This window comes from Nonomuraea sp. NPDC047897, assembly GCF_043204415.1.
GTDB lineage: Bacteria > Actinomycetota > Actinomycetes > Streptosporangiales > Streptosporangiaceae > Nonomuraea.
This window is the reverse complement of record NZ_JBIDCC010000003.1, coordinates 506,776-522,580: the sequence shown is the minus strand read 5'-3', so window position 1 is coordinate 522,580 and position 15,805 is coordinate 506,776. Positions and strand designations below refer to the sequence as shown.

The following is a 15,805-nucleotide window of genomic DNA, read 5'->3' as shown; positions in this document are numbered from 1 at the left end:
GTGGTCTTCGGGTGGTGGGCTCAGGCGGGCAGCGCGGCCACGGTGCTGGCCAGGTCTTCCACGTGGGCGCGCCAGGCGGGCAGGGCGGCCGGGTCGCCGGTGTGGGTGACGATGAGGCGGGCGCCGTGACCGGTGCCCTCGGCGAGCTCCCAGCGGACCGTGCCCGCGCCGGCGCCGAACTCCAGGAGCTTGCCCGGCTCGGCGCGGCTCACCGGGCCGGTCTCGACGCCGGCGGCGGCGAACGGGGCGGGCGGGGGAGCGCCGACAGTGGCCCGGTCGCCGTCCAGGGCCTGCCACACCTGGGCGGCGGGCCGGGTGAGCTGGCGTTCGACGCGGACGGTGTCGCCGCGGGCGGCGCCGCTGGACAGGCCGAGGATGGCGACGTAGTGCTCGTGCAGCGCGGCGCTGTCGCCGGGCGCGGTCGGGCGCAGCCCGTCGAGCAGCCGGGCCAGGGCGGTGAAGCAGGTGTGCCAGCCGGAGGCGAAGCTGGCTGCGCCGTGGCGGTCGGCGAAGGTGTGGGTGAAGTCGAGCAGGGTGCCGCCGGCGGTGTCGGGGCTGATCTCCCAGCGCAGCTCGTCCTCGCCCCAGGTGAAGGCGAGCAGGCGGGGCGGGTCGTGCGCGAGCACGGTGCCGTCGGGGCCGAATCCGTAGCGGACGCGGTCGCCGTCGATACTCACCTCGGTGGGGAACCACTGGGCGAGGTGCTCGGGCTCGGTGAGCGCCCGCCAGACCTTGGCGGGCGGGTGGGTCAGGCGGCGCTGCATGTGCAGGACGCTGCGGCCGTCGGGCGTGGTGAGCAGACGCTCGTTCATGCGGGGTCCTCCATGGTGTCCGGCCTGGTGTCCGGCCTGGTGTCCGGCCTGGTGTCCGGCCTGGTGTCCGGCCTGGTGTCCGGCCAGTTGTCTGGCGCGTCCGGCCCGTTGTCCGGCGCGTCGGGCATGGTGTCGAGGTGGCGTTCGAGGCGGTCGAGGCCGGCGGACCACAGCCGCCGGTACGGGGTGAGCCAGGCGTCGATCTCGGCCAGCGGCTCGGGGCGCAGTTCGTACCAGCGGCGCTGGGCGTCCTTGCGCACGGTGACGAGGCCGGCCTCGCGCAGCACGCGCAGGTGCTTGGAGGTGCCCGGCTGGGTGAGGCCGAGCCGCTCGGTCAGCTCGGCGACCGGGCGGGGCCGTTCGAGCAGCAGGTCGAGGATCTGCCGGCGGGCGGGTTCGGCGAGCACGTCGAAACGCATGCCCTCAATATACCGTGCTGGTTATATGAAGATGCAGGCATAGAAAAGCACCCCCGGCCGGAGGACCGGCCGGGGGTGCGGGGCGCTGGGGGACAGGTCAGCCGGTGAAGCCGACCTGCGTCCAGTCGGGGGCCTTGTAGCCCCAGGGGCCGTAGTTGGCCAGGGTCTTCTTCGTCGCCTGGATGTCAGGGCGCTGGTACAGCGGGATGGTGTGCACCATGTCCCAGATGAGCTTGTCGGCCACGTTGGCCTTCTCGATGGCCTTGGCCGGGTCCATCTCGCCCACCGTCTCGTCGATGGCCGTGTCCAGGGCGGGGTCGCTACCCTTGGGGAAGTTGCTCTCCGAGCCGGTCTTGTAGATCTGCGGCAGCGAGCTGATCGGCAGCGGCGTGCCGATCCAGGAGAACGGCACCAGGTCGAAGTCGCCCTTGATGATGAAGTCGGTGAAGAACTTGTCGTCGGGGACGGGCCGGATGGTCAGCTTGATGCCGACCTCCTTGAGCATCGCCTGGGTGAGCTCGCCCTCGGTCTTGGCGTAGGGGACGCCGGCCGGCACGACGAAGCTCAGCGCGAACTCCTTGCCGTCCTTCTTGCGGTACTCGCCCTCCTGCTTCCAGCCGGCCGCGTCGAGGAGCTGCTTGGCCTTGGCGGGGTTGTACTTGCCGAGGTCGCCGGAGTTGTCGACGTAGCCCTTGTGGTTGTTCATGAAGACGTGGTTGCCGAGCGTCTGCAGCGGCCAGTCCATGTCCTTCAGGTCGGACTGGGTGATCACGTCACGGTTGATCGCGTACGCGACGGCGTGCCGGACCGACTTGTCCTTGAGGAACTCGGTCTGGTTGTTGACGGTGATGTGCCGCCAGTTCGGGCTGAGCGCCTTGCGGATGTCGACGTTCGGCACCTCCTTGGCCCGCTTGAGGTCGGCCGGGCTGCCCGGCGGGATCTCCACGGCGTCGAGCTCGCCGTTGGCGAAGGCGTTCACCGACGCGGCGGGCGTCTCGATCGTCCGGAAGATGATCTTGTCGAGCTTGGGCTTCTTGCCCCACCACTTGTCGTCACGCACGACGGTGAGCGTCTTGGTCCCCTCGTCGATCTTCTCGACCTTGAACGGGCCTGCCGTGACGGGGATCTTCTGCAGGTAGTCCTTCTCGTACGTCTCCGGGTCGCCGTTGGTGGCGGCCGGGATGAGGTGCGGCGAGCGGGACAGCAGGCCCTGCCAGTCGGGGTAGTTCTTGGCGAAGGTCATGACGGCGACCTTGTCGGAGTCGCCCTTGGTGACCGACTCGATGCGGTCCCAGCCGTCGGTGGAGGCCGGCTTGTACTTCTTGTTCTTGCCGCTGTTGGCCGTCCACATGGCCTCGACGTCCTTCCACGTGATCGGCTTGCCGTCCGACCACGTGGCCTTGTCGTTGATGGTCCACGTGACGACCTGCTTGCCCGACGAGGTGTCCACCTTCGCGTCGGTCAGGAAGTCCGGGTTCGGGGTGAACGTGGCGTTCTCGTCGGCCACCATCATCTGCGGCAGCACCGCGTCGAGCATCGTGGCCGTGTCGCGCTGGTTGCCGTCGACGTGGTTGGGGTTCCACTGGCTGGGCCACTGCCCGACCGCCAGCGTCAGCGTGCCGCCGTCCTTGACCTGGTCGTAGGCCACCGGGTTGATGCTGATGGACGGCGTCTCGGCCATCTGCTGCTGTGCCTGCTGCGACTGCTCGGCGCTGGGCTTCTTGGCGTCGCCGCCGCCACCGCCGCAGGCCGCGACGGCCATGGCGAGGACCGCGATCCCCGCCGCCGCCCGGTATCCAACCTTCACATTTCCTCCTGGTCTCCCGAGGCCGTGATGACCTCGATCTCCTCCGCGTAGTGGCAGGCCGCGCCGTGATCGGCGGCGCTCGCGAGCCGGACAACTGAGGGCTCTTCGTCCACACAGCGCCGCCGCTCGGCCTCGCCCAGCCGGGCGAACTTGGGGCAGCGGGTGCGGAACCGGCATCCCGATGGCGGGTCGGCCGGGCTGGGCAGGTCCCCTTCGAGCAGGATCCGCTTGCGGGTGCGTTCCAGCTCCGGGTCGGGGAGCGGGATCGCCGACAGCAGCGCCTGCGTGTAGGGGTGCGCGGGACGGTCGTAGACGTTCGCCACCGCGCCGATCTCGGCGATCTTGCCGAGGTACATGACCGCGACCCGGTCGGCCAGATGCCTGACCACGGCCAGGTCGTGCGCCACGAACAGGTACGACAGTCCCAGCGTGTTCTTCAGCTTCTCCAGCAGGTTGATCACGCCGGCCTGGATGGACACGTCCAGCGCCGAGACCGGCTCGTCCAGCACGAGCAGCTTCGGGTCCAGGGCCAGCGCCCGCGCGATGCCGATGCGCTGACGCTGCCCGCCGGAGAACCGCTGCGGGTAGCGTTCGGCGTGCTCGGGCGCCAGCCCGACCAGCGAGAGCAGCTCGGCCACCCGCGCCGCCACGTCCTTGCGGCCGTGGGCGCGCAGCGGCTCGGCGATGATGTCGCCGACCGGCATGCGCGGGTCCAGCGCCGCCATCGGGTCCTGGAAAACGATCTGCAGGTCGCCGCGCAGCGACTTCTTCGCCGCCCGGTCCAGGGCGGAACTGTCCTTGCCGAGCACGACCACCCGGCCGCCCTGCGGCGGCTCCAGCCGCATGATCTGCTGCAGCGTGGTCGTCTTGCCGCAGCCGGACTCGCCCACCAGCGCGAGCGTCTCACCCTCGGCGATGTCGAAGCTGATGCCGTCGACCGCGTGCACGGTGCCGACGCGCCGCTTGAAGACCGCGCCCTTCATCAGCGGGTAGTGCCGCACCAGCCCGTCCAGCTCCAGCACGGTCGGGCGCTGCTCGCGCGGCACGCGGACGACGTCGCTGGGCGGGATGACCGGCACGGGGAACACGTCGGTGCCGGTCAGGCCCTTGTGCTCGATCTCCCGCGAGCGGATGCAGGCCACGTGCCGGCCGCCGCCGATCGCGGTCAGCGGCGGCTCCTCCTCATCGCAGGAGTCGATGCGCATCGGGCAGCGCGGCGCGAACGGGCAGCCGGGCGGCAGCGCCGCGGGGGAGGGCGGATTGCCCTCGATGGGCACCAGCGGCCCCTCCTCGCCGTCGATCCGGGGGATCGACGCCAGCAGCCCCATCGTGTACGGCATGCGCGGCCGGTAGTACAGCTCGTCCACCGGGCCCTGCTCGACAGGCCGGCCCGCGTACATGACGAGCACCCGGTCGGCCATTCCGGCGATCACCCCGAGGTCGTGGGTGATCATCACGATGCCGGCGCCGGTCTCGCGCTGCGCGGTCTTGAGCACCTCCAGCACCTGCGCCTGGATGGTGACGTCCAGGGCGGTGGTCGGCTCGTCGCAGATGAGCAGGTCGGGATCGTTGGCGATGGCCATCGCGATCATGGCGCGCTGGCGCATGCCGCCGGAGAACTCGTGCGGGAACGACTTGGCCCGCACGTCCGGGTGCGGGATGCCGACCAGGTCGAGCAGTTCGACGGCCCGCCTGGCGGCCTTGTCCTTGGCCGTCTTCTGGTGGACGCGGACGGCCTCGGCGATCTGGTCGCCGATCGTGTAGACGGGGGTGAACGCCGACAGCGGGTCCTGGAAGATCATGCTGATCGCCTTGCCGCGGACCCTGACGAGCTCGTCCTCCTCGACGCCGAGCAGCTCGCGGCCGTGCAGCTTGACCGAGCCGCTGACCTCCGCGTCGCCCGGCAGCAGCCCCATGACGGCCAGCGACGTGACCGACTTGCCGGAGCCGGACTCGCCGACGATGCCGAGCACCTCGCCGCGCGAGACGTCGTAGCTGACGCCCCGTACGGCCTGGATGTCGCCGGGGAAGGTGACGGTGAGGTCGCGGACCTCAAGGATGCTCATGAGTTGCTCCCCGGGTCGAGGGCGTCGCGCAGGCCGTCGCCGATGAGGTTGATGCTGAGCACGAGCAGCACGAGCAGCCCGGCCGGGAAGGCGAACAGCCACGGATAGCCGGTGGCGTTGCGTGAGCCCTCGGCGATCAGGGTGCCGAGGGAGACGTCGGGCGGCTGGATGCCGAAACCGAAGAACGACAGCGCGGCCTCACCGATGACGGCGGCGCTGACGTTCAGCGTCGCGTCGATGATCAGCAGGGACGACAGGTTGGGCACGATGTGCCGGAAGATGATCTTCCAGCGGGGAATGCCCATGTAGACGGCGGCCAGCACGTACTCGCGCTCGCGCAGCGACAGCGTCATGCTGCGCACCACCCGCGAGGTGATCATCCAGGTGAACGCGGCGAGCAGCACCACGAACCACAGCCAGGATCCGCCGCGCAGGCGGGGCGAGATGATCGCGATGATGAGGAAGCTGGGCAGCACGAGCAGCAGGTCGACGCCCCACATGAGGAGCTTGTCGACCCAGCCGCCGAAATATCCGGCGAACGCCCCCACCACGGCGGCCAGCACGGTGGAGATGAGCGCCACCAGCAGGCCGATGATGATCGACTTCTGCATGCCGCGCAGCGTGACGGCGTACATGTCCTGGCCGATGCTGGTGGTGCCCCACCAGTGGTCGGCCGAGGGCGGCGACAGGAAGGCGAGGAAGTCCTTGTCGGTCCAGTCGTAGGAGCCGAAGAAGGGGCCGAGGTAGGCCAGCGCCACCAGCAGGACCAGGGAGATGAAGCCATAGCGGGCCTGCCTGTTGCGCAGCAGGCGTCCGATGACGACTTTGGAGCGCATCTAGCTCACCCGTACCCGAGGATCGAGGGCCGCGACCAGCAGGTCGGACAGGAAGGCGGCGGTCAGGACGCAGACGGCGGTGAAGAACGTCACGGCGGCGACGGAGTTCACGTCGTTCTGGTGGATGGAGTCGACCAGCCAGGCGCCCATGCCGTGCCAGGCGAAGATCTTCTCGGTGAAGATGGCTCCGGTGAACATGGTGCCGAAGGCGAAGGCGAAGTAGGTGGCCGAGGGGATCAGGGCCGTGCGCAGCGCGTGCTTGGTCAGAGCGGTCCGGCGACGCAGCCCCTTGGCCATCGCGGTACGGACGAAGTCCTGGCCGAGCACGTCGAGCATCATGTTGCGCTGGATGCGGCTGTAGAACGCGATCGAGCCGAGCGTGAGCGAGATGGTCGGCAGGATCAGGTGGTTGATCCGGTTGAGGAACTGGTCCCAGCCGCTGAGGCGCGGGTTGTACTCGCCGGTGTACTCGATCAGCGTGAACCCCAGGCCGCGGTTGACGTTGTAGGTCGCGATCGCGAGCAGGGTGGCGAGCAGGAACACCGGGATCGCCATGATGGTGAACGAGCTGACCCCGACGAACCGGTCGGTGAACCTGTACTGCTTGATCGCCGACAGCGCGCCCAGCCCGACCCCGATGACGAACCCCAGGACCGTGCCGATGAACAGCAGTCGCAGGCTGACCCAGATGCGCCGGCCCATCTCGTCGTTGACCGAGCCGCCGTTCCAGGTCTTGCCGAAGTCCCCCGTGACGACGCCTGAGGCCCAGGTGACGTACCGCTCGAAGACGGGCGTCTTGTCGTTGAGGTTGTAGGCGTCGAGCGTGGCGTCGATGACGTGCTCGGCGACCGGGGGCTGGCGGCCCTCGTAGGCGGCCCGGGGATTCATGGTGGTCGCGGCGAGCATGTACGCCAGGCTTGCTGCGATGGCGACCAGGACCACGTTGATCGCCAACCTGCGTAGCAGGTACTTGCCCATTACCCTCCGTTCGCGTTGACGGGGGTGTGCTGTGCCGGCCGGATGAGGTGCCCCCGCAACGTAAAGGCCGTCTTACGTGCTTGAGAACACTTGACGTGAGTCGACGACCACGCCGCAGAATATCCGGCAAATCGCAAGAGTCAGCAATACAGGCGACATAACAGTAAGATCACCGCATCGTAGATCATTTAGACCGTCCTTGATCATCTGTAGGGCGCTGACCTGCGAGTACGCCGCTTCCCGGGCGGGTGGCGAGGGTCCGGCGCGCGGGGCAGTGTCACAGGATCCGCACACAACCGACGATGGTTCGCGGCAAACCTGACGAGGTCCGCCGGGAGACGGACAGGCGTGGCCTCCGCCCAGGTGAGCGGGGCTGTCCAGCCGTTTCCGGCGCGAGGAGTCGGCGCCGCGTCGTCCCGCCGCGCCGCCGTCCTCTCGTCACGATCGGCTCATGGCCGGTTGCACCCGTGTCTCGATCGGACCCGGGGGTGCGCCGACGGCGAACGCGCCGCGCGCCGCCCCCGGCCGGATCGTATGGTCCGGGCCATGACGATGATCGATTCACTCGGGATCGCCTACGACCTCGCCGGACCCGTGGTGGAGGCCGCCGGTCCCGGAGACCGGCCGGCCGTGGTGCTCCTGCACGCCGGCGTGGCTGACCGGCGCATGTGGGAGCACCAGTTCCGGGCGCTGTCGGCCGGGCACCGGGTGATCCGCTACGACCGGCGTGGGCACGGCGAGTCACGCGACGCCGGGCCGCGCGTCTGTCACCACGAGGACCTCCTGGCCGTGCTGGACGCGCTGGGGGTGCGCCGGGCGGCGTTGGTCGGCTCCTCGATGGGCGGAGCCTACGCCGTCGAGGCGGCGCTGGCCGCGCCGGACCGGGTGACCGGCCTAGCGCTGATCTGCTCGGGCCTGGCCGGGCACCACTGGCCCGACGACATGCTGGCCCAGGCCCGCGAGCGCGTCCACAGCTCCGTGCCGGCCGACCGGCTGGCCCGCTATCGCGGCGGCGCCGCCGACAGCGTCGATCCGGCCGACGCACTGGCCATGGCCCGCGCGCACACCCTGTGGCAGGTCGCGGGCCCCGACCGGGGGCGTGCCGACCTGTCCGAGGAGGTGTGGGAGGCGGCCGTGGAGATGTGCCGGCTGGTGTTCCAGCGCATGTGGAGTGGCCCGCCCACGACCGAACGCCTCCTGGACCCGCCGGCGGCGGGCCGCCTGCACGAGATCGCGGTGCCGACCCTGGTGGTCAACGGGCTGGCGGACGTGCCGGGCATCCAGGCGGTCTCGGGCCTCCTGGCGGAGGGCGTCGCCGGGGCGCGCCGCCTTGACCTGCCGGACACCGGGCATCTGGCGCCGCTGGAACGCCCGTCGGAGGTGACGGACGCGCTGACCTCCTTCTTGAAATCTACAACGTAAAGGCGGCGGCATGTCAGCGACGATCACCCATCAGATGGCTCTGATGAAGACGATGGCGTCGGCCCGGTCCATCGTGGCCGGGTCGAGCGGGAGGTAGGTGGGGTCGGCCGGGACGCGGAGGGCCGGCTCCCGGTCGAGCGTGGCGGTGAGGCGGACGGGATCGATGACGGCGCGCTCGTCGGGCAGGGTCGACAGCAGCCCTTCGACAGTGCCGGGCGCAGGGACGTCGGAGCCGCGGGCGCCGAAGGTGGTGGCGGCGAAGGCGTACCGGTCGCCGAGGCGGCTGCCGACGATCGCCCCGGCGCTCCACCACTCCAGCGTCCGGCCCGCCAGGGAGCCCCACCCCGCCGGCAGCAGCCAGCGGCTCTTGTCTCTTTGCAGGTGGCGGTTGTGGGCGAAGGCGAGGGTGGGGCCGCGACGGGCCTCGCGATCGACGACGGCGTCGAGGTTGTCGGCCATCATCGCATCGCGCAGGCACATCAGCGTGCCGACGCGGGTGGTCGCGGTGTCGGCCATGGCGGCGTGGTAGCGCAGGAGCCCGGCCGCGGTGCGCGCGTACAAGCCGGCGCGCCAGCGGTCGCCCGGACCGGTGGCGGCCGTCAGATGGGGGGTGTGCGCGGTGAGCAGCGCGCGCAGGTCGTCGGCGATCAGGCGCAGGCGCCCGGCCTCGGGGCTGCGGCCGACGGACCGGGTGGGGTCCGTCGTGGCGGCCGGGTCGGTCCAGCGCTCGTCGGGGCCCAGCAACTCGTCGAGGGTCTCGCGGCTGCAGGGCAGGTCGAGGTGGGCGGCCAGGTAGTCGTACAGCGCGGTCAGAGCCGCGCGGGGGCCGGCGGGGCCGGTCATCTCCAAGGGGCCGTCGAAGCCGTAGAAGCGCAGCCGCTCGTCCGGCGGACGCTGCTCGTTGTGGGCGCGCATCCAACGCAGGAGCTCGCGGTTGGCGGGCGAGGTGCCGAGACGGTGGCTGAAGCCGTGACTCATCGCCTCGTCGAGGGTCCCGGTGCCGTCGGTGACGTACGCGTCGGCGGCCAGAGCCGACAGGCAGTCGCTCTCCACGGTGATCGAGCGGTAGCCCGCATGCTCGACGAGGTGACGGAAGAGCTCGTTGCGCAGTTCGGGGAAGGCTTCGACGCCGTGGGTGGGCTCGCCGAGGCCGAGCAGCCGGGTGGCGGGAGACAGCAGCGCGGTGAGGGCCGCGCCGGTGAAGGGACGTGCGGCGTCCCGGATCGAGACTGTCATACCTTCGACTGTATCTGTGACCTTTAAGTGTAAACTTACGCGCAATTCGTGCTGGTGATGCATTGCAGACCTTCCAACTGCGGTGAGCCTCCGGTGTCGGGCTGCGCGGCTTACCGTGGTCTTCCGCTCCACGTACGCCAGCGCACGGCGTACCCGAGGGCGGGGGGGCGGGGCCATCCCTGTAGTGCCCAGTCGCCCGGCCGTGCGGAGGTTGTTCGCGGCGGCGAGCCAGGCGACCACGTGTTCTCGTGCCGCAAGCGGCGGAGCGCGACCGACGGCTGTCGCAACGAGAGGTACAGGGCCTCGCCCACGCGCCCGCAGCCGGCGCGCCGGTCCACCCAATCGGCCGTGTCGTCGACTGTTTGAGATCTACAATGTAAAGGCGGAGGCTTTTTGCAAAATCAACTAACTAAACGACAAAACCATCACCTGCCGAGGCAGCCACGCCAGGGCCTCGCCGACCAGGCGCCCCTGGTCCACGTTCGCCTGCATGCCTGCCTGGTGGGGAGCCTCCAGGGCCGATAGCCCAAGTCGACGTTCACCCGCCGATCCGTCACATACAGCCCCTCGGCGGGCGGATCTCGTGCGCGCAGGCGGAAGCCGACATGATCTCGGCGGCAGCACCCCTCTGCGATGTCCACCACCTACCGCGCCATCGCGGCCGGCAGCACGCGCCCCCGTAAGAACTGGGGACGCCTGCTCCCAGGCCGCTCAAGTCGGCCAGGGGCGGCGCCCCCACCGGGCGTGCGGACACCGCTGGACTCTCCCACAGAGGGAGACGGCATGCTGGACGCGTGGAGGATGATCTGCTGCCGATCGGGCAGTTCGCCCGGCTGAGCCGGTTGAGCGTCAAGCAGTTGCGGCACTACGACGAGCTGGGGCTGCTGGTGCCGGCTCATGTGGACGACGACACGGGCTACCGCTACTACCGGGCCTCGCAGGCCCGGGCGGCGTTGTCGATCGGGTTACTGCGTTCGCTGGACGTGCCGCTGGCCGTGGTCGGCGAGGTGTTGTCGGGTTCGGCTGGTGCGCTGGCGTCGGTGCGTGATGATCTGGAGGCCGAGCTGGCCCGGCGACGTAGCACGTTGGCGACGTTGGAGCAGGTGATGGCGCAGGGGTTGCCGTGGGCGCCGGTGCGGCTGGTGACCGAGCCGGCGCGCCGGGCGCTCGTGGTGCGCGGACGGGCGGCGGGTCCCGCCGATATCGGCCGGGCCACCTCGGAGGGGATGGCGCGGTTGATGGCTGTGGCGTTCGGCGACGGTGGCGGGGCCGGCGGCTCACCCGACGCGTCACCCGGCGGGTCGTCCGGCGGGTCGTGCGGTCATGCGGGCGGGCCGGCGGATGGGGCGCCGGCTCTGGTCGCCGCGCCCGGCCAGGGTGCGGCGGTGCAGCTCGTGGGGCTGTTCCCTGCCGACCTCGACGACCCCGTCGAGCTGGCGGTCGCCCTGGTGGTGGCGCCCGGCCTGGCGCGCGAGGTGCCCCGGGGCGCCTCGATCGAGGTGCTGCCGGGTGGGGTGTTCGCGTCGGCGACGCACGTCGGCCCGTATGACCAGATCTCCCTGACCGCGCACGCGGTGCTGGCGTGGTGCGCCGAGCGGCGCCATGAGCCGCGCGGTCCGATTCGCGAGGTGTATGTGTCGAATCCGGCCGTCACCCCGCCTGACCAGCTTGTCACTCATCTCATGATCTGTGTGGAGGAACGATGACCCCTCAGCTGACCATGCACGTCCCCGTGACCTGCCTGAACGTCACGGGGATGGGCGAGCCGGGCGGGGCCGAGCACCTGTCTGCCATGCTTCGCCCGGCTGAGGGGCGTTCGTGGCCTGTCACGGGGGTGCGGGCTACGCCGAGGCCGCGTCCTGGGCGAAGGCCGCGCGATGGGTGAGGGCCCATTGGCGGAAGGTGCGCGGTGGTGTCCCGGTCACCTTCTCCACGGTGGGGTGGATCTGGGACTCGTCGAGGGTTCTGTCGCTGTAGAAGCTGAAGAACGCTGTGATGTACTCCTCCGGCACCCGTCCGGCCATGTCGGCCCTGGCTTCCTCATCGGACAAGGCGTGGAAGCGCAGGTCGCGGCTGAGCACGTCGGCCAGTACGGCGAGCCGCTGCGCCGGTAGCAGGCGTTCGGGCCCGCTGAGCGGATAGCTGTGTTCCTCGTGGCCGGGGTCGAGCAGTGCGCGGACGGCCACGGCGGCGATGTCGTAGGGGTCGACGGAGGCGCTCGGCACGTCGCCGAAGGCGTCGGCGACCACGTCGCCCATGCGAAGCTGCGGTAGCCAGCGCAGGGCGTTGGACATGAACGCGCCTGGACGCAGGACCGTCCAGGCCAGCCCTGACTCGCGCACCGCCGTCTCCGAGCGGATCATGTACTGCGAGACGGCATTGCGGGTGTCGGAGGACACCGCGGCCAGGCTGGACAGCAGCACCACCCGTTCGACGCCGGCCTGTCGCAGCCGGGCCAGCAGGCCGGGCATGTCGCGGTAGCCGGGCAGCAGGAAGACTCCGCGTACGCCGTCGAGGGTGGCGGCGGTGAGGGAGCCGGGCTGGTCGAGGTCGCCTGTGGCCTGCTGGACCGGCAGGTCGGCGGGGGTGCGCACCAGCGCGCGGACGGGCTCTTTCGCGCGGATGAGGGCCTGGACGACTTCGCCGCCGACGTTTCCGGTGGCTCCGGTGACGAGGATCACCGCAGTGTCCTGCCGAGGTGTGCGGCCACGGTGTCGGCTGACACCGTCACCTGAGGTTCGGCGTCGTAGAAGTCGAACTGGGTGCCCTGGGTCCACAGGATGTCCTTGGGCCCGGCCAGCCCGGCGTGGAAGCGCTGTGCGCCGTCGGGGATGGCGGCGTCCTGGCTGTGCACGAGCAGGGTGGGTTGGGTGATCTGCGGGGCCAGCGCGATGGAGTCGTAGGTGAGCCAGTCCGGCCACGCCATGACGGCGAACCGGTTGGGCCAGGCGGGGATGCCGCCTCGGGCAGGGTTGAGGTAGAAGTCGATGTCGTAGGGCATGGCTGCGTGTGGGTCGGTGGTGCTGACGACCGGCACGTAGTCGATTTCGCCGGTCTCGTCGTAGCGGGCTCGGGCCTCCCGCCCGAGTTTGATCTTTTCGGCCACCGCTTGGGCGCCTCCGTAGGCGTTTTCGCAGATGGCGGCGTCGTGCAGCCATGGCGCCACCAGTGCCAGGGACTTGACCCGGGGGTCGTGGGCGGCGTTGCCTGCCATGTACATCGCCGCGGCGCAGATGCCGAGCGCGCCCAGCCGGTCGCCGTCGACGGCCGGGTGGGTGGCCAGGAAGCCGACCGCGTGGTGGATGTCGCGGATCTTGCGTGCGGGGTTCTCCACGTCGCGTGGCTCGCCGCCTGATTCGCCGAAGCCGGTGAAGTCGAATGACAGGGCGGCGTATCCGCGTTCGGCCAGGCGCTGGGCGTAACGGTCGGCCATCAGCTCCTTGACGCTGGTCCAGGTGCCGGCCACCACCACGCCGGGCGGCCGTTCCACCCCTTCGGGGAGGTGCAGGTTGCCGGTCAGGGTCGTGCCGTCACTGTCGAAAGTGATCTTGTTCATGCGTACTCCAGGGTGGCCTTGGTGATCAGTCCGTCGGAGATGTCGAAGTGGTAGTGGGCGCGGAAGCCGCCCACGCCGCCGGGTTGGAAGCGGACCAGCATGGTGACGCCGCCGGCGCGGGGGGTGTGCTCCAACAGGGTGTAGCGGCCGCCGATGACCTCGTTCGCGGCCCACTGCCGGATGGCGTTCCGGCCGCGGATCTCCCGGCCGACGTCGACGACCAGTGCTTGGGGGGCGAAGGCGGCGGCGAGCGCGTCGGTGTCCTTGGCCGTCACCGCGTCCAGGTAGCGTTGCGCGGCCGGGTCGAGCGGGCCGCGCGAGGTGGTCGGCGAGGGGAGAGGCTGGACGGCGTCCGTGGCGACCGCGCGCAGAAAGTCGCTGCTGGCCACGGCCACTACCCCGCCGATGATGACGGCCGCTGCCGCTCCTGCGATGGTGCGTGTCCTCATCGGGTGCCGTCGCTCCAGGAGGCGGTCATCACGACCGCGGTGATGCGCCAGCCGTCGCTGGCGCGCGTCAGGGTGAAGCGGTAGGTGCCGCCCAGCGTCCACAGGGTGTCGTCGGGTTTGTGGTGGGTGGCCTGGAAGGAGGCGGTGCACGTCGCGGTGTCGCCGTTGACGGTGACCAGGTGGTTGCCGAGGAGATGCTGGGTGGCCGTGTAGGCGCTGAGTGCGCTCCGCCAGCCTTGCGTGATCTGTGCTGGGGTGAGGATCGCGGGCTCGCCGCCGTTGAGGCTGGTGTAGTCGAGGGTCACCTTGTCGGCGAACACCTCGGCCAGTTCGTTCCAGTCGCGTTGGTCGGCGTGCCAGGCCATGCGGGTGCAGGTGTCGATGACGTCGAAGCGGTCCATGGGGTTCATGGGGTTCAGGCTTTCGTGTCCCGGGGTGGCGGGGGAGATGGAGAAGTTGCAGGCCTGGTGCAGGAAGCTGCACCGGGGTTTCACCGTCGGCGGTGATTCTTCGCCCGCAGGGTGGTCTGGAAGGGGGTGGCGTGTTCGGCGCGGGTACGGCGTCGGATCGGCCGGGGGCGCCGGCCGATCCTCCACGACCTGGTTGTCAGGCGCTGCCCGCTGTGACGGCCGCCGCCCCGCCGTGCGGCCTTCTTCCGGTGTGTTGCGGCTGTCCGCCGGGGGCGGGTGGGGCCGTGACCGGGTTGAGCGTGTCCTTTGGCAGAGGAGGGGGCAGAGGAGGGGGCAGAGGAGGGGGCAGAGGAGGGGTGGGTGGCGGCGGTTCGCGGATGACGGCGTGCGGGGGCTGGGCGGCGACGCGGCTCGCTTGCTCGCGTGGCGTCGATCCGGTCGGGGTTCTGAGCGCCACCGGACCGATAACTATACCGGTACTGTGGTTCTCGCTATAGACTGGGCCGCATGGTACGACCGCCCCTGACCCCCGAAGAGCGCCTGCGCGGCGAACAGCTCGGCCGGCTCCTGCGCGAGGCTCGGGGCGGGCGCAGCATCGTCGAGGTCGCCGCGGCCGCGGGCATGTCCGCCGAGACTCTACGCAAGATCGAGACGGGCCGCATCGCGACGCCCGCCTTCTTCACCATCGCCGCACTGGCCGACGTGCTCGACGTCCCCCTTGGCCTTCTCGCCGCCCGCTCCGCCCCGGCTGTGTCCGCCCCCGTGCTACCCACCTGACCTTCCGCACCGTGCCGCCCAGCACCGTGCCGCGCTGTGTCGAACTGTGCCCTGCTGTGCTGGGTCGGTCGTGCTGAGTGACGCGTGCTGCGTCCGGTCCGCTGTTGACGGCCCGCGCGGGTTGTCCTGGGCCGGTCACGCTGGGTCCTGGCGCGGCCGGCCCAGGGGAGTCGCTGTCATGGCGAGGCCTATGCCGCGCGCCCTTGCTCTTACGGGCCGGTCTGAAGGTAGGCATCCCAGGTGATCTCGCCGGCGGGCCGTGTCTGCGTGGTCAGGTGGCCGGCCCGGAACCGCCGGCCCAGCCTTCCCGGCAGCCGTACCCGCAGGATCTTCCGGCTCAGGCCACGTGCCCGCAGCCACACCTCCGCGGCCTCGGCCATCGTCAGCACCTCCGGGCCGCCGTACTCCTCGATCTTCCCGGACGGGCCGCGCTCCACCAGGGACGTGAGGTGTCGCGCCAGGTCTCTGACGTCCACGGGCTGCGCGCGGATCTCGGGATCCACGACCAGTGCTCCCAGCCGGGCCATCGCGCGCAGCGCTTGGTCGACGAACTCGTGGAACTGTGTCGCCCGCAGGATCGTCCACGGCACGCCGCCCTCCTTGACCAGCCGCTCTGCCTCTACTTTCGTCCTGAAATAGCCCCAGGGAACGTGGTCCGCGCCCACGACCGAGGTGTAGATGAGGTGTCGCGCGCCCGCCTGGCGGGCGGCCGCGAGCAGCGCCGACGTGCCGTCCAGTTCGACGCGTCGGGTGTAGCGGCCCTTGTACGGTGCCGAGGCCAGGTGCACGATCACGTCCACCCCCGACACGGCCTCGGCCATGCCGTGACCGTCGGTCAGGTCGGCCACGACCCACCGCACACCCATGCTCGGGGCTCGCGCGGCGCGGCTCGCCGCTCGCACCTCGAAGCCGGCCCCGGTCAGGTCGTTCAGTACGGCGCGGCCGAGCCGCCCGCTGCCGCCGGTGACGAGTACAGAAGTCATGTCAGTCGGACGAGACGAGCGGCCTGAATGTGACAAGTGCGCGGATGGTGAGCG

At 70.5% G+C, this 15,805-nt stretch carries 15 protein-coding genes; 3 read left to right on the top strand and 12 right to left on the bottom strand.

Annotation, left to right across the window (positions count from 1 at the left end; all coding sequences use genetic code 11):
* Window positions 1-20: 20 nt before the first annotated feature.
* The 6 genes from ACGF0J_RS09460 to ACGF0J_RS09435 all read right to left on the bottom strand — a co-directional run bounded on the left by ACGF0J_RS09460 (window position 21) and on the right by ACGF0J_RS09435 (window position 6,918).
* The gene (locus tag ACGF0J_RS09460) at window positions 21-812 is read right to left on the bottom strand and encodes an SRPBCC family protein (RefSeq protein WP_393143743.1); all 792 of its coding nucleotides are present in this window, start codon (window positions 810-812) and stop codon (window positions 21-23) included.
* Window positions 809-1,231 (bottom strand): metalloregulator ArsR/SmtB family transcription factor, encoded by a 423-nt coding sequence (locus tag ACGF0J_RS09455; RefSeq protein ID WP_393143741.1) that lies wholly within the window; start codon window positions 1,229-1,231, stop codon window positions 809-811. The genes ACGF0J_RS09460 and ACGF0J_RS09455 overlap by 4 nt, the downstream gene beginning before the upstream one ends.
* Before the next feature lie 97 nt (window positions 1,232-1,328).
* Entirely contained in the window at window positions 1,329-3,038 is a 1,710-nt protein-coding gene (locus ACGF0J_RS09450; RefSeq protein ID WP_393143739.1) for an ABC transporter family substrate-binding protein, read from the bottom strand.
* Window positions 3,035-5,104: a dipeptide ABC transporter ATP-binding protein gene (locus ACGF0J_RS09445; protein WP_393143737.1), complete on the bottom strand. Its 2,070-nt coding sequence runs from the start codon at window positions 5,102-5,104 to the stop codon at window positions 3,035-3,037. Before ACGF0J_RS09445 ends, ACGF0J_RS09450 begins: the two co-directional genes overlap by 4 nt.
* Window positions 5,101-5,940, bottom strand: a complete 840-nt coding sequence (locus tag ACGF0J_RS09440) for an ABC transporter permease (protein WP_393143735.1) — start codon at window positions 5,938-5,940, stop codon at window positions 5,101-5,103. The genes ACGF0J_RS09445 and ACGF0J_RS09440 overlap by 4 nt, the downstream gene beginning before the upstream one ends.
* Window positions 5,941-6,918, bottom strand: a complete 978-nt coding sequence (locus tag ACGF0J_RS09435; RefSeq protein WP_393143733.1) for an ABC transporter permease — start codon at window positions 6,916-6,918, stop codon at window positions 5,941-5,943.
* A 546-nt stretch (window positions 6,919-7,464) separates the two neighbouring features.
* On the opposite strand from ACGF0J_RS09435, the gene ACGF0J_RS09430 reads away from it, so the two are divergent.
* Window positions 7,465-8,340, top strand: coding sequence for an alpha/beta fold hydrolase (locus tag ACGF0J_RS09430; protein WP_393143731.1), 876 nt, complete (start codon window positions 7,465-7,467; stop codon window positions 8,338-8,340).
* A 30-nt stretch (window positions 8,341-8,370) separates the two neighbouring features.
* Here the strand turns inward: ACGF0J_RS09430 and ACGF0J_RS09425 are convergent, their stop codons facing one another.
* A complete protein-coding gene (locus ACGF0J_RS09425) occupies window positions 8,371-9,576 on the bottom strand; it encodes an erythromycin esterase family protein (RefSeq protein ID WP_393143729.1) in 1,206 nt (401 codons plus the stop codon).
* A gap of 794 nt (window positions 9,577-10,370) precedes the next feature.
* Between ACGF0J_RS09425 and ACGF0J_RS09420 the strand changes: the two genes are divergently transcribed.
* Window positions 10,371-11,282 carry a MerR family transcriptional regulator gene (locus ACGF0J_RS09420; protein WP_393143727.1) on the top strand — a complete coding sequence of 304 codons (912 nt, stop codon included), beginning with the start codon at window positions 10,371-10,373 and terminating at the stop codon, window positions 11,280-11,282.
* A gap of 135 nt (window positions 11,283-11,417) precedes the next feature.
* Here the strand turns inward: ACGF0J_RS09420 and ACGF0J_RS09415 are convergent, their stop codons facing one another.
* From ACGF0J_RS09415 to ACGF0J_RS09400, 4 genes are read right to left on the bottom strand one after another with little or no spacing between them, the layout of a single operon-like run.
* Complete coding sequence (locus tag ACGF0J_RS09415; RefSeq protein WP_393143725.1) at window positions 11,418-12,257, bottom strand: NAD(P)H-binding protein; 840 nt, start codon at window positions 12,255-12,257, stop codon at window positions 11,418-11,420.
* Window positions 12,254-13,132, bottom strand: coding sequence for an alpha/beta hydrolase (locus tag ACGF0J_RS09410; protein ID WP_393143723.1), 879 nt, complete (start codon window positions 13,130-13,132; stop codon window positions 12,254-12,256). The genes ACGF0J_RS09415 and ACGF0J_RS09410 overlap by 4 nt, the downstream gene beginning before the upstream one ends.
* Window positions 13,129-13,581, bottom strand: coding sequence for a nuclear transport factor 2 family protein (locus tag ACGF0J_RS09405; protein ID WP_393143721.1), 453 nt, complete (start codon window positions 13,579-13,581; stop codon window positions 13,129-13,131). Before ACGF0J_RS09405 ends, ACGF0J_RS09410 begins: the two co-directional genes overlap by 4 nt.
* Window positions 13,578-13,991 (bottom strand): nuclear transport factor 2 family protein, encoded by a 414-nt coding sequence (locus tag ACGF0J_RS09400; RefSeq protein WP_393143719.1) that lies wholly within the window; start codon window positions 13,989-13,991, stop codon window positions 13,578-13,580. The genes ACGF0J_RS09405 and ACGF0J_RS09400 overlap by 4 nt, the downstream gene beginning before the upstream one ends.
* Window positions 13,992-14,498: 507 nt before the next feature.
* Here ACGF0J_RS09400 and ACGF0J_RS09395 point away from each other — a divergent pair.
* Window positions 14,499-14,768, top strand: a complete 270-nt coding sequence (locus tag ACGF0J_RS09395; protein WP_393143717.1) for a helix-turn-helix domain-containing protein — start codon at window positions 14,499-14,501, stop codon at window positions 14,766-14,768.
* A 209-nt stretch (window positions 14,769-14,977) separates the two neighbouring features.
* Here ACGF0J_RS09395 and ACGF0J_RS09390 read toward each other — a convergent pair whose 3' ends face one another.
* Entirely contained in the window at window positions 14,978-15,751 is a 774-nt protein-coding gene (locus ACGF0J_RS09390; protein WP_393143715.1) for an SDR family oxidoreductase, read from the bottom strand.
* Window positions 15,752-15,805: the final 54 nt, after the last annotated feature.